Here is a 12437-nt window from a genome sequence, read left to right as displayed (position 1 = left end):
GTTTTAAATGTAATAAATTTTTAACATGTTAAACATTTAAAGCATTAAAAAAATTTTTAACTAAGTTCTACATTTCTGCTCAGCCTCTCTTTCACGTAGCTAAACGCCTTAAGTGTTTGCTTAATATCGTCATCAGTATGAAGAGCAGTCACGATAAGACGAAGTATAAAGCGTCCTTTCGGAATTACTGGATAAGTTACACAGCTACAAAAAATCCCGTATTCATAACGCAGAGTCTGAATAATTTCGGCTGAAACTTCCTCTGGACAATCAAAGTAGACAGGGGTAATTGGGCTAGTAGTATCTCCGATGTTTAGCCCTATCGATTGTAGGCCAGTTTGCAATTTTTTTGTATTAGACCAGAGTGTATTACGCCGATTGTCCCCCTCGTCTCGTATTAGGTCTAGCTTAAACAATACACTGTAAACGTTCACTAATTGTAATGTGCGCCCAAAGACCTGACTACGAACGTTGTACTTCAAGTGCTGAATAATATCTTTATCCGCAGCGATAAACCCTCCTACAGTAGCGGCAGCCTTCGCAAAAGTAGCTATGTAAATATCAACTTCTTTCATTAAGTCGCCGACAGATCCTTGGTTAGAGAATGTCAACCAACCGTGAGCATCGTCGACCAACAAAGTAAACTCATATCGTTTCTTTAGCTCTATAATAGCACTTAGCGCAGCGCAATCACCACGCATACTATAAACACCATCAACAAGGACTAAAGTACCACCAAGAGCAGATTTAGACGCTTTTAGCTGAGCTTCTAAATGTTCTATGTCATTATGCCGGAACGATCTACGTTTACCAAGATGAAGACGGGCTCCATCTACTAGGCAAGCGTGAACTTCCTGGTCATAGATAACCGTATCATTTCTATCAACAAGACTTTGTATCGTAGACATGATTCCCGCATACCCCAAATTCACAAGCATTGTTGGCTTACCTACCAATTGGGCTATTTCATCCTCTAGTTTTTCGTGGTATTCTGTGTTACCTGTCAAGAGCCGAGACCCAGCCGGATAACCTGCCCCAAACATAGAGACAAAAGCCGTTTCAGCTTCTATAACTCTCTGATCACACTGATAGCCTAAGTAATCATTAAAGCTCCAGGTAATGACCTCTCGGCCCTTAAATAGCATCCTGTTTTTTAGTAAGCCTTCCAGCTTAGGATATACTAGCTCCCCGTAGAATTCATCATACACCGCTAGCCCTTCTTTCTTCTGTCTAATTTTATCAATCAGTCTCACTATCTTCTATAGGGTATTGATGAGGAATAGGAATATCAATAGATGTAGAACTATCGCCATTAAATACGAATTTAGCTATTGGTGCTAAAATGGAAGCCAGTACTACTATTGATGAAAGAATGATGATAATTTGCATAGCAAGAATTATTAAGTCTATCAGTTTTTGTGAACTTTGTTGAACAGTTCGTTATGAACGTTTGCTATACTTGATCTTCGTACCAGTTCCGATTTTCTATGTTCTAAAGCTGAATGCTGTTTACCTAGCTCAATAAGTCTTTCCTGTTGTTCTAGAATGCTCTCCATTAGTTCAGCTTTACTTCTCCTACGGGTAAACCGCCATTTTAGTAAACTGAACATGCTTTCTGTTTTCGTATACCAGGGAACCAAGACCCAAGCAACGAAAATGATTACGCCAAAATAAGAGATCATAAACAACGTGGTTTCCCAATGAGTCATATTAAGAAGCCTTTCACCAAGTTTATTACCTTCCCCTTGACTAAAATACCACTTTAAGAAGCTGGGCATCTCTTCTACGCTAGTTACACATACGTACCAGGACGCAAAGAGAAGAGCAGTCAAGTATAAACACAGAAGTATTCTAGCTCTATTGCGTGTCAAACTCTCCATAGTCCGAATATTTTGTGGAAAGGCCAAATGATTATACATAGCAAGATAAGGAAAAATGCGTAAAACTTGGACTTTACATAGAATACAATCATAACGGAAACATTAAATATTTACTGTAATTTTTACACCATAGCGATTACTACTATACCTTAACCGAGCATCATCATAACTATTAGTCATGTCACGTAGCCAAGTAAAAATAGATTCATAATATATCTTCGTCACTCTTTTTCCTCCTCTCATGTAAGTTAATGAACAGGATACTTTATCGCTAATTCTAAACCCCAATTCCGCATTCTGATAAAACCGATCTAACGAATTATATATATAGAACCCGCTACCAACCACATATTTATCATACCACCAACTTCTATCGTAAACCCTCTGCCCTTCGCCCCACTGCCCTCCTCCTTCGTGTACTGATTCCCGACCGTTTGGTTTTCTACTTCGGATGGAATTTAACCCGATACCGCCTTTAACGAAAAAACGTCCTAGACCTAACTGTAGCCCAAAACATGCACCAGGGAAGAACAGCCATTCTCGTTGAACGTGCTTATAGTTTGATTTTTGATAGCCGTTGACTACGTTATTTTGTAGTTCGTAGTACTCCATACGGGTATTTACTTCAATATAAGCGGCAAAATTCGGAGTGAAGCTATAAGTACCTCCTAATGAAAGTTGTAAGTCAGGACGAGGTTTATACAATGAAAAGAAAAGACTCGAGCTTCCACCACGTCTGTAGTATTCAAATGGCTGATAAGCACTCCCTAAAGCAATGTATTTCCCTAGTCTCTTACTAAAACTGGCATTTGTCTGAGCTAAAGCAGTACCAAGACAAGACCCAAAAATTACAACAATGAATAGTAGTGTTTTCATAGAAAGTAGGTTTTTTGTAAAGGTAAGTAAACACGCGCAATTGTACGTGTTTATTTAGATATTTTTTTGGGGTCTTTATTCAATGATAAGCACCGAAGAACTAACAAGGAGGCTCGCTAGCAACATACGAAGGTACCGCAAGGTGAAAAAGATTACGCAAGTCGTACTCGCCGCTAAAGCCGACACTGACGAGCGGTATATTCAAAGTATAGAAGCTGGTGATCGGGTACCCGGAGTCATCATTGCCTACCGGATCGCCCAGGCTCTGGAAATAAGTGTGGATACTCTTTTTGAAGAGTCTGAATAACTATTCTATTTTTAGGTTTCTCGCCTCATACTTATAATCGTAGCCCTTGTATGGCTTATCTGGCCAGGTCGCACGAAAACCACAATAGAAATGCTCTATGAAATTTATACTTTCATTCAAGGGGCAATGGAATGTTACCTTTTTTCGGGTGTTAGCCGACAAATTGAAACGAGACGCGCTAGCCGTTGCCTCACTAGATGATTTCGCCTCGAACGTATTGCCCTCATGGTTTACTTGAACGTCTTGGTGTTTAATAAAAAACTTCACGTCTTTCGTAGAGAAGAATTCAACAGTGATATTCGTAAAATCGTCGAATGACTCCACTTGGGTAGTTTTGATTTGAATACCGTTGGAGAATCTTTTTGTATTTGAGACTACTGCATTGGTAGTATCTACGCTTCCCTTCGTGTTACTGAAATAAGCAAGCTGAATACGTAAGGCAGAAATTACAGAATCCTTTTCTTTGAGTACACTCTCCAAAGAATCAATAGTATTTACTTGACTAGAAGTCTTCCTATCAACTTCAGATTTTGCTTTCCTGCTGTCTTTATCCTTGTTATCTGGCTCAAAAGAGAAACTGACAATCGAAAAAATAAAGACTACAAAGCCACCGATTAAAAGCCAGCCTATTTGTTTTTTATCCACGAATACAGTCTTATATTTGATACCATTTAGAACTACAATTTAAACCGATAATGCGAATAAACGAAAGAATTGTAGACGATTTTTTACACCTACAGGAACAACTCCCCCAGGTCATAGAATCTTACGGACTGAAGCACAATCACATTTATGAGAAAGCTGGAATTACTAAAAGCAGTTGGTTCCGAAAGCTAAAGACAAAAACTTTTTCCGGCCAAGAGTTAAAAAAAATATGTCAAGTCATCAACCTATGATACTATGATCGGCATCATCCTACTAGCAGCTATTGTGTTTTTTGCTTCACGCATGAACATACAGTACACCGTACAAAATATGTTAAAATACGGTGCAATGATTCTTGTAGGCTTAGTAGTTCTAGGATTAATAGCCGAAGCTATTGATAGTCTAGTAGGACTAAATGTAGTTTTCTCTGCTGCGTTACTCAATGCAGCAGCTTATTATTATTATCTGGTTGACCAGGAGAAAGATATTGAACGATGGTACGTAAAATACGCGGGAATATTTATAGCTGTAGTAATACTGTCCGTGTTCGTTATTAATCTGTTTGCTCGGTTTGTGAGAGAAGACTACGAGACTCCTTTTGCCTATACATGTTTTGCTATCATAGCTTGCTTATTTCCAGCTAAGATGCTGTACGCATTCATTCAGGAATACGGCCTTATAAAGTTCGACCAAAAGCCATCTGCAGAAAAGAAAGTAGCAAAGCCAATTAGGCGAGAGCAGCCAGGCCAGAAGAGTTACTACGACATTATGGGTACTACTCCCGAGGAAGTGGCTAAGCTCGCTAAGCAGGAACAAAACGATAGAAGCGGGCAGGATATTGAAAACGCTTTTGAGGAGTACCAGAAGAGCAACGGAACAACATCAGCACCCCTAAGACAGCTTAGTTTGTACTTCGATACTGACCAGGGGGAAATTACTATAGACAATGCTACCGAGGGGGTCTTGTGGACGGGATCAGCTGGGGCAGGAAAAACGAAAAGTGGCATCGAGCCAAGTATTTATCAAGCGATTCGGCAAGGTACGGCCGGGCTGATATACGACCGTAAGGGCGAGTTAGCAGCACACGTCAATAGTGCTCATATGATGTTCGAGCCAGAAACAGACTTCAAGTACATCAACTTCGCCGATCTAAATCGGAGCCATCGGTGTAACCCATTGAAGTATATGCGTAACAGCACCGATGCCCAAGCATTCGCACTAGTAGTTTTAAAAAATCTCAACCGACAAAGTAAGCACTCTGACCCCTTTTGGGAAGGTACAGCGTTCTCGGTTCTCGCTTCTACTATGTGGTATTTAAAGAAGCATCATTCTAAATTTTGTACAATTCCTCACCTTATCTCCTTTTTGGTTTCTACGCCAGTTGAATCGGTAGTAGAGATGCTCAAAAGTGACCCTGAAACTAGGATTATGTTTTCTGGGGTTGAGAAAGCCCAGGGTTCAGAAAAAACTATGTCCTTGATTTGGTCAAGTGTACTTATAGCACTAGGAAAGATAGCTACTCGTGAGAATTTCTACTTGCTGTCTAAGGATGAAGTAGACTTAACTGTAAACCACGAGGACAACCGACGTTTTATAACGGTCAGCAGTTTTCCACAGATTAGCCAGCACCAAAGTGTAGCTCCCTTGATAGCTCTAATCATCAACGCTTCGTACAGCACTATGTACGCCAAGCAGAACGAACGTAGAGTTCCTACATTGCTACAACTTGATGAATTTCCTACCATCTACCTACACCGCTTTAATGAAGTGCCAGCAACAATACGTAGCTCAGGGGTTTGCACGATGATAGGCATACAAACCCTCCCTCAAATGATTGAAATGTTCGGACGAGAGGAGACAGATGCAATCATTGACAACTTATCTTATCAGTTCTACGGCAAGATTAATAATGAAGAGACAGCGCGAAAAGTAAGTAAGTTAGTGGGTGATTATGATAAACGGATGAAGGTAACAAGTAAGTCCAAAGGCCGATCAAGAGGAGATTTTCAATTCTTAGGAAGTACTAATAAATCAGTTAACGAAAGTGAGACTATACAGCGCAGACAAATCATAGAAGCTCAAGAAGTAAGGGCACTGAATAAAGGGCAGTTTATAGGATTTATCAGTGGTGAAGAACAAGCCAAGAAAGTACAGTTTGAAAAGCATAACTATAGTCCTATCGAACTGGATAAGATAAAGGACGTTACCGAGAAAGACATAGCAGAGAACTTTGAGCTCGTCAACGAAGAGGCTCTTATGATTTATAAAGGTTAACACAATAAGGGCTACGCCCGGCAGTAATGTAGAGTAGCCTTAACGCTGCTACATCTAGCCATTTATGAATTTACTGGGCTTGGAATTCTAACGCTTTTTCGCTACTTTACGAGCGTAAGTCTAGCTCACTAGACAAACTACGTTTGTAGTGAGCCCTACGGGGTCATCCGGCAAGCCGGATACATCAGGGAAGGTGATCACAAGAAGGAGAAAAAACTAAGACGATGGCCAACCAGTTTGCTGTATTTCATGCCATGAAAGGCCGAGGAACCGGCGGGGCTTTAGGTCGTCATATTGACCGCAGTAGCACTCCAAAGAACGCCGATCAAGACCGAACCCACTTGAATAAATTTATCGTTCGTGAGAAGGACGGTAATACTAAGGTCATTGGTCAGAGCGAGTTCCAGGAGCGAAGACAAAAGGGAGAAATCAAAGATATGTTCGCCTCAGTGAACGAGCGGATTAAAGAAGGGCACCACGGGAAAAGCAAGATTCGAAGTAATGCAGTCCGGTACGTGAACATCATGATGTCTGGTAGTCACGAGCGGATGAAAGAAATAGAAAGAGAGGGTAGCCTTAACGACTGGATGAATAAGAACCATGAGTTTTTGAGTAAGGAATTTGGAAAGGATAACATCGTTCGTTTTGCCATGCATGCCGACGAGAAGACTCCGCATATTCACGCTACAGTAGTACCCCTTACTGAAGACGGAAGGTTATCGGCTCGAGATTATTTATTCGGCCACAAGAGCAAGCTTAAAGGATTCCAAGATAGATACGCCGAGGCTATGAAGGAATATGGCTTAGAGCGAGGCGTACAGGAAACACGTAGTAAGCATAAGACCACCAAGCAATACTATAAAGAAATTGGCAACCCCGCTCGACCTAAAATAAATGTTCCTGAGCGATCAGAAAATGAATCTAGGGAAAGCTACCATCGCCGAGTAGAAAGAAGCCTAGAACCCGTAGTATTGCGGTCAATCGCTATTGAAAGAGAGCTTAACAATAGCAAGGACAGAACCGAGCGAGTAGAGCGACGAAATACGATTTTACAAACTAAAAATGACAGCCTAGTGAAACTAGATAAAGACAAAGAAGAGTCTTTAGGAAAGTATCTAAAGATGGTTAGAGAACAGTTTCCAGAAGCTGTAAAGGATAAGGATAAAATCGACGAATACGGAAGGCTTATCGGAAAAGGTGGCTTTGTAAAGTACAATCCTATGTTTAAGGAGATTAGCGCAGCATTGGAAAAAGAAGCTCGTGAGAAAGGTTGGGATAAGAACGAAACAAAGTTATCCGATGCATTTGGTAAAGAGTCCAAAAAAGATAGATTTAAACGTTACCTTCGCATGATTGAAGCGAAGCACCCCGGCACCATTGCACCAGGTGATAAGATTGACGAGAACGGAAGGCTCATCGGAAAGGATGGCTTTGTAAAGCACAATCCAATGTTCAAAGAAATTACTGAAATGGAAAAGGGATTACGAAAGAAAGGTTTCAAAGAAATTTACTACGGCTACGACCGTGGCCGGGACGACATCATAGGATACGATTAACTTAACTTTCATCAGTCATGAATTATAAACTACTGGTTACTGGTAAACAGCTTATAGAGCAGGGGGAAAAAGATACTGTGCTCAAAGTCACTAAATGGGCAGGTCCGCCCGATCAGGTAAAGAGAAAGCTTATTGAAGTTTGCGGTTTCTCAGCTTGTCAAGTAGACGAGATACGCAAGGAGCTAGTCCGGGAAGGTAAACTAACAATGGATTTAAAATTAGTCGATCTAAGCAAAGCCTGATCTTTCTTCTCCTTGAGCTCTATCAAGTAAAGATTGAAGTCAACAGGGTACGTATACTCAAACCTACTTTTAGAAGTATCTTTTTCACCCGCCTTGTTTTCTACTGTCACCTGAAAATCGATAGAAAGATGGATGCTATCTACATCAGTGACAAAAGGTATTTCAAGACGGAAGGTTTCTAACCGTCCACTAGATATATCAAAAGGTTCTGTTAACACCCCTTCATCCAATAAAGCGTGCCTTGTACTGTCAAGGGAAATCATGATACTATCAATATCGACTGTTATAGGCATTGTAGCATACATGTGCATATCTAGATAAAGGTCTTTCTTATCGTCCGATATAATCATATCAGCAAGCTTAAGATCGTATAAAATTGACGTAAGGCGACTGTTTATCATAATTCCTTCAAAGTCCAAACAATACCTATTGCCAAAACTGGATTCTTCCTGTTGTTGAACAGGTTGCTCTACTGAGCAGGATAAGAAACACACTAAGCACAGATTGCACACTAAAGTATAAATAAGCTTCATGATAACTAATCAGATAAAATAGCCTTTAACTCATAGTCATAACGTTCTCTTTGCTGATAAAGCCGTTTAATTGAGTCTAACTCGTTCTCCAGCTTATTCGTTTTATTCCGAAGAGCGAGAATTTCTTTTTGATCTCTCTCATATACGCTAATCATCAATTTGATAGCCCTGGTAGCGGTCGATACATTTACCAGCTTCATAACTCTTTTGAGCTTCTTATCGGTTGTACTATCTAATCGAAGTGTATAAGCCATACTTTTAAGTGTTTTGCTATCAAAAGCCCTCATCCGGATCTAACCAAGTAAGGAATAATGATAGCAAAGATACAACCTGGCGCGGCTGCGGCCAAACAATTTTGATAGCAATTTGAGCTGTATGAGATCTTCCGGAAGCAGGTTAATGATTGCAAAAGTTGCTGAAGTTCAGGAGCAATCTCAAAAATTATGATTGCATTTTAGTCATTTAATTATGACATGGAACGTATAAATAACATTGTGAGCTATACGGCCATTTTGGAAACCCTTCCTTGCGCTGGGTTATCAAGTGACCAAGCCACCCACAATAGAGCCGTTTTTCAGCCATTTCCAAGACCGCTGCTTGTTTGAGGAAAAGGATCGAACGCTCCTTTCGGTACTGCTCATAGAGCGTAAACGGAAGACCGGAAACCACGTGCACCATATCAAAAATATATGTGATGAAACCGAGGAAGATTTTTGCACAATCCCGCGAAAAGCCCCCCTAAGTTTTGATAACTAGTGTTATGTTAATAATACTATTTCCAGACAGGGGGGTGACTTTTTCCTAAGCCCTCCACTCTGATTTTGCGAACATAGTGCAAATTTTACACCGGAAAAAAACCTCCGGTTGATTTTCTGATAGAACGTGGAATTTGGCAGTATGTTTACCCGTCAGGAAATCATGAATCGCTTTGCTGCCAATCTTAAATACTACCGGACAAAAGCCGGGCTATCACAGGCTGAGTTAGCCGGAAAGATTGATCTTGATGAACGACAAATAAGATACTATGAACATGCCGAGAATGCACCGAATGCAGTTCATCTCTACCGTATGGCGCAAGTGTTCAAGATAAAGCTTGATGACTTTTTTAAAAAATGATTTTGCTTTCAGTTTCTTAAGTACGGAAACTTGGGTAATTGGGAAGTCTTATGTAACTTTCGCTTATAATATCAAAACATAGTTACATAAGAAAAAGCTATGGACATTACGGATACATTAGCTTTGCTTAACGCATACGATAGATTGCAAAACGATTTTAGCCAATCTGACAGTATACAGGTTTTCGGTGAATCAGCCGGTTTCAACATTTGGGATAAGTTCGAAGCAAATAACAATCAATTCCCGCTCTGGATGTTAGGCGATACTGAACGGCACAAGTTAGCTGCGTTCTTATTAGCTCGTATTGAAATGGAAAAGTTGTTAGGGAATGGAAACAATTAATCGAGATTGGTTATTCAAGCTAGAAGTTCAGGCCGGGCGACAGACTGACAAAACACTACGTGATGCTATCGCTCAATTAGAACGCATACTAGATCAACGGGCTAGCCGACCAGATATTAAGCCCCGAAAGTCCCGCGAAGTCATCAGACGCGAACAAGTGGGTTACATGACACTACAACTAGAGAAAGTGAGCTGTGGTAAACCTAAGTGTAAACGATGCAAAGAGGGGCCTAGCCACGGTCCGTACTGGTACGGTTACTGGAAAGAAGGCAAACGAACCCGCAGCCGATACATAGGCAAAAACATCGAGGGAGCCGACATTTTACAGCCAACCCCTACCCAATAAAATTTGGTTACCCTTCCGTTTATATACCGGATATCCGACCTGATCCGGTTGGCTCAGGTCGTGGCCACCAGCGTACAAGCTGGTGAACAGCAAATAAAATTTGGCTATAGATATAAAAACAGAATTAATTTAAAATCCAAAGTGCTATACTCATAGCAAGACATAGGGCAATCTTTACGCTTACGCCTGGAAAAACTTTCATATCGGCCCGAAGGGCTTTCCGCTTCCCTAATACAAAGGAGTAACGGCTATCTGAGTGCTCGAGTGATTCACTTAAACTTCGTTAGAAGAGAGTACTTTTTTTAGTCTATGAAAATAATAGATATAAATGTCTATGTACCAGAGTTTTATAAAATAATCATGTATTTCTTAGTGTTGTAAATTTTTGCAACAAGTGTTGTATATAAGTATCACAACTGGATTTAGCATAATACAAGTGTTGTAACAGGTTAAAACAAATGTGTTACTTTAATTAAAACGTTTGTTGCACTTTTAAAAAAACATGTATATGTTTGATATATGAAGAAGAAAAAGAAGATTTCTCCTAAGTTTAAAGGAACTACATCTGTTTATGATGAAACAGGTAGGCGCCTATCTGTTGGCTTGGTTGACGTAAATACAAGTGCATACGTCAATTGGCATCGAGTCTGGATAAAAGACTTAGCTAATGTAATAGGTTTATTAGGCGAAGGTAAAGCTAAGGTCTTCTCATATATCTTGTCATCAACAGAAAGGTCAACTAACAGATTTGTAGGTACTATCAGGGGCATTGCTAATGAAACAAGTACCAGTACGCGAACGGTGCAAACTGTAATCAATACACTGCTTGATTCTGACTTCATGAGAAAGCAAGCAGATGCACCAGCAAATTACCTGGTTAATCCTGAAATTTTGAATTATGGCTCCGATAAGAAAATAGGGTACCTAATGATTCAATATTCTGATTTACCAGAACCAACTCCACTGGAGAAGGCTATAGAGAAGGCGAAGGAGGAAAGAGAATTCGAAGAGGTCTTAAATAGCGAAAGTAAAACAGCAAAAGTAAGACGGCCTAAAATTACTCTTGCAGATGACTAATAAGGACGGAAAGCCCTTCGGGCCGATATGAAAGTTTTTCCAGGCGTAAGCGTAAAGATTGCCCTATGTATTCAGGGTTTATAATATTAAAAATGCTCGGTGAGGCGGAAGCGGGCAATGCGGAAGCGCAACCCGCCAGGAGTAGCCGTTCCGTGGGGATAAGAGGCGGAAGAGAGCTTGGCAACTGCTCAAGAAAATAAGTTGTAAGCCCCTATCAAGGGGCTTTATTTTTTCATTCCTGCTTGACGCTTTTGCTTAGCCCTTTCCTGCTGGTCTTTAATATGTTGCGGTATAGGTTGAATGTCTTGCTTATCCAGAAAGTCGGAAAGTATTTGTTCTACTACTTCTGATTGATTGTTGGGTGTCCAAAAAACATAATCATTCAACGTATCAATGACCTTAGAGCTAATCTTTACAGCTAACGTTTTGGACTTTTGGTTAGTGGCCAGCTCGTGGCCAGCTTCACTTGCTGAGTTTAGTTTACCTAGTTTACTGTTTTTGGTAAAGTCTTTTTTCATATCTGATTTAAGATTTCATTCGTCAGAGAGGCGTAGTCTTTTGCTCCGTTGCTATCAGGACTGTAGGTATAAATACTTTCGCCCAAACTTTGGCTTTCTGCTAGAGCAATATTCCGCCGTATGACTGTCTTAAATACCTGACCACTTAGCCGATCACCAGCCAGTTCAAAAAGCTGCTTTCTCAGTACACCTCGTTCCTTCTCATTGTACCGGGTAGCAAAGGCACCTAAAAAACGATCTTCTTCGATTACTTCCTTTGCGTAATCCAACAGTTTAGCCAATCCATTGACAGCAAAATGTTCTGGTTCTAACGGTACTACAAACCTATCACAGGCATATAGTGCCATCGTAGTGAGGCTACCCAAGTTAGGAGGGCAGTCTACAACTATATAATCGTAACTCAGTTGAGACAACAGTTTTTTTAGCTTCTTAAACGACATCGGTTGAGTAGCAAACATGGCCTCATATTCACGTAGCTTAATCCCACTTGGAAGCAAACTAGGTTGGCCAGTGATGATATACTTATCTGCGTTACCCTCACTACCTATAGCTTCTCCCGCACCCTTTGAAGGTATATCTATACCGAAGCTCTGAGTAAGATTTCCGGAGGAATCCAAATCAACAGAAAGAACGTTTGCGCCCTGAAGAGCTAGGTAGTCCGAGATGCAGCGAGCCGAAGTAGTTTTGGCGCACCCTCCCTTAAAATTGACAACGGTTAGTATCAT

At 40.6% G+C, this 12437-nt stretch carries 15 protein-coding genes; 8 read left to right on the top strand and 7 right to left on the bottom strand.

The window, feature by feature from the left end:
- Positions 1-56: 56 nt before the first annotated feature.
- The 3 genes from P0M28_RS30950 to P0M28_RS30940 all read right to left on the bottom strand — a co-directional run bounded on the left by P0M28_RS30950 (position 57) and on the right by P0M28_RS30940 (position 2756).
- Entirely contained in the window at positions 57-1253 is a 1197-nt protein-coding gene (locus tag P0M28_RS30950) for an aminotransferase class I/II-fold pyridoxal phosphate-dependent enzyme (protein WP_302211141.1), read from the bottom strand.
- Complete coding sequence (locus P0M28_RS30945; protein WP_302211140.1) at positions 1240-1389, bottom strand: hypothetical protein; 150 nt, start codon at positions 1387-1389, stop codon at positions 1240-1242. Before P0M28_RS30945 ends, P0M28_RS30950 begins: the two co-directional genes overlap by 14 nt.
- 593 nt (positions 1390-1982) lie before the next feature.
- Positions 1983-2756 (bottom strand): hypothetical protein, encoded by a 774-nt coding sequence (locus tag P0M28_RS30940; protein ID WP_302211139.1) that lies wholly within the window; start codon positions 2754-2756, stop codon positions 1983-1985.
- An 82-nt stretch (positions 2757-2838) separates the two neighbouring features.
- Between P0M28_RS30940 and P0M28_RS30935 the strand changes: the two genes are divergently transcribed.
- Positions 2839-3063: a helix-turn-helix transcriptional regulator gene (locus P0M28_RS30935; protein ID WP_302211137.1), complete on the top strand. Its 225-nt coding sequence runs from the start codon at positions 2839-2841 to the stop codon at positions 3061-3063.
- Here P0M28_RS30935 and P0M28_RS30930 read toward each other — a convergent pair whose 3' ends face one another.
- The gene (locus tag P0M28_RS30930) at positions 3064-3708 is read right to left on the bottom strand and encodes a hypothetical protein (protein WP_302211135.1); all 645 of its coding nucleotides are present in this window, start codon (positions 3706-3708) and stop codon (positions 3064-3066) included.
- Positions 3709-3963: 255 nt separating this feature from the next.
- Between P0M28_RS30930 and P0M28_RS30925 the strand changes: the two genes are divergently transcribed.
- From P0M28_RS30925 to P0M28_RS30915, 3 genes are all read left to right on the top strand, one after another.
- On the top strand, positions 3964-5982 hold the full coding sequence (locus tag P0M28_RS30925) for a type IV secretory system conjugative DNA transfer family protein (protein ID WP_302211133.1): 2019 nt from the start codon (positions 3964-3966) through the stop codon (positions 5980-5982).
- A 224-nt stretch (positions 5983-6206) separates the two neighbouring features.
- A complete protein-coding gene (gene mobV, locus P0M28_RS30920) occupies positions 6207-7538 on the top strand; it encodes a MobV family relaxase (protein WP_302211156.1) in 1332 nt (443 codons plus the stop codon).
- 17 nt (positions 7539-7555) lie between these two features.
- The gene (locus tag P0M28_RS30915) at positions 7556-7780 is read left to right on the top strand and encodes a hypothetical protein (protein ID WP_302211154.1); all 225 of its coding nucleotides are present in this window, start codon (positions 7556-7558) and stop codon (positions 7778-7780) included.
- 538 nt (positions 7781-8318) lie between these two features.
- Here P0M28_RS30915 and P0M28_RS30910 read toward each other — a convergent pair.
- On the bottom strand, positions 8319-8567 hold the full coding sequence (locus tag P0M28_RS30910; RefSeq protein ID WP_302211153.1) for a hypothetical protein: 249 nt from the start codon (positions 8565-8567) through the stop codon (positions 8319-8321).
- 664 nt (positions 8568-9231) lie between these two features.
- On the opposite strand from P0M28_RS30910, the gene P0M28_RS30905 reads away from it, so the two are divergent.
- The 4 genes from P0M28_RS30905 (at position 9232) to P0M28_RS30890 (ending at position 11194) form a co-directional block, all read left to right on the top strand.
- On the top strand, positions 9232-9429 hold the full coding sequence (locus P0M28_RS30905) for a helix-turn-helix domain-containing protein (protein WP_302211151.1): 198 nt from the start codon (positions 9232-9234) through the stop codon (positions 9427-9429).
- 99 nt (positions 9430-9528) lie between these two features.
- Positions 9529-9771: a hypothetical protein gene (locus P0M28_RS30900; protein ID WP_302211149.1), complete on the top strand. Its 243-nt coding sequence runs from the start codon at positions 9529-9531 to the stop codon at positions 9769-9771.
- Complete coding sequence (locus tag P0M28_RS30895) at positions 9758-10117, top strand: DUF6788 family protein (RefSeq protein WP_302211148.1); 360 nt, start codon at positions 9758-9760, stop codon at positions 10115-10117. The genes P0M28_RS30900 and P0M28_RS30895 overlap by 14 nt, the downstream gene beginning before the upstream one ends.
- 519 nt (positions 10118-10636) lie before the next feature.
- Positions 10637-11194, top strand: coding sequence for a replication/maintenance protein RepL (locus P0M28_RS30890; RefSeq protein ID WP_302211147.1), 558 nt, complete (start codon positions 10637-10639; stop codon positions 11192-11194).
- 224 nt (positions 11195-11418) lie between these two features.
- Here P0M28_RS30890 and P0M28_RS30885 read toward each other — a convergent pair whose 3' ends face one another.
- Positions 11419-11712, bottom strand: a complete 294-nt coding sequence (locus P0M28_RS30885; protein ID WP_302211145.1) for a hypothetical protein — start codon at positions 11710-11712, stop codon at positions 11419-11421.
- Positions 11709-12437, bottom strand: a complete 729-nt coding sequence (locus tag P0M28_RS30880; protein ID WP_302211143.1) for a ParA family protein — start codon at positions 12435-12437, stop codon at positions 11709-11711. The genes P0M28_RS30885 and P0M28_RS30880 overlap by 4 nt, the downstream gene beginning before the upstream one ends.

The sequence above is a fragment of the Tunicatimonas pelagia genome (assembly GCF_030506325.1).
Lineage (GTDB): Bacteria > Bacteroidota > Bacteroidia > Cytophagales > Cyclobacteriaceae > Tunicatimonas > Tunicatimonas pelagia.
Note: the sequence above shows the minus strand (reverse complement) of the source record. Positions and strands in the feature narration are given on the sequence as shown.

Coding starts and splice junctions, on each gene's coding strand:
- P0M28_RS30945 (WP_302211140.1), bottom strand. CDS start 1,389: ATGCAAATTATCATCATTCTTTCATCAATAGTAGTACTGGCTTCCATT.
- P0M28_RS30940 (WP_302211139.1), bottom strand. CDS start 2,756: ATGAAAACACTACTATTCATTGTTGTAATTTTTGGGTCTTGTCTTGGT.
- P0M28_RS30935 (WP_302211137.1), top strand. CDS start 2,839: ATGATAAGCACCGAAGAACTAACAAGGAGGCTCGCTAGCAACATACGA.
- P0M28_RS30925 (WP_302211133.1), top strand. CDS start 3,964: ATGATCGGCATCATCCTACTAGCAGCTATTGTGTTTTTTGCTTCACGC.
- mobV (WP_302211156.1), top strand. CDS start 6,207: ATGGCCAACCAGTTTGCTGTATTTCATGCCATGAAAGGCCGAGGAACC.
- P0M28_RS30915 (WP_302211154.1), top strand. CDS start 7,556: ATGAATTATAAACTACTGGTTACTGGTAAACAGCTTATAGAGCAGGGG.
- P0M28_RS30910 (WP_302211153.1), bottom strand. CDS start 8,567: ATGGCTTATACACTTCGATTAGATAGTACAACCGATAAGAAGCTCAAA.
- P0M28_RS30905 (WP_302211151.1), top strand. CDS start 9,232: ATGAATCGCTTTGCTGCCAATCTTAAATACTACCGGACAAAAGCCGGG.
- P0M28_RS30900 (WP_302211149.1), top strand. CDS start 9,529: ATGGACATTACGGATACATTAGCTTTGCTTAACGCATACGATAGATTG.
- P0M28_RS30895 (WP_302211148.1), top strand. CDS start 9,758: ATGGAAACAATTAATCGAGATTGGTTATTCAAGCTAGAAGTTCAGGCC.
- P0M28_RS30890 (WP_302211147.1), top strand. CDS start 10,637: ATGAAGAAGAAAAAGAAGATTTCTCCTAAGTTTAAAGGAACTACATCT.
- P0M28_RS30885 (WP_302211145.1), bottom strand. CDS start 11,712: ATGAAAAAAGACTTTACCAAAAACAGTAAACTAGGTAAACTAAACTCA.
- P0M28_RS30880 (WP_302211143.1), bottom strand. CDS start 12,437: ATGATACTAACCGTTGTCAATTTTAAGGGAGGGTGCGCCAAAACTACT.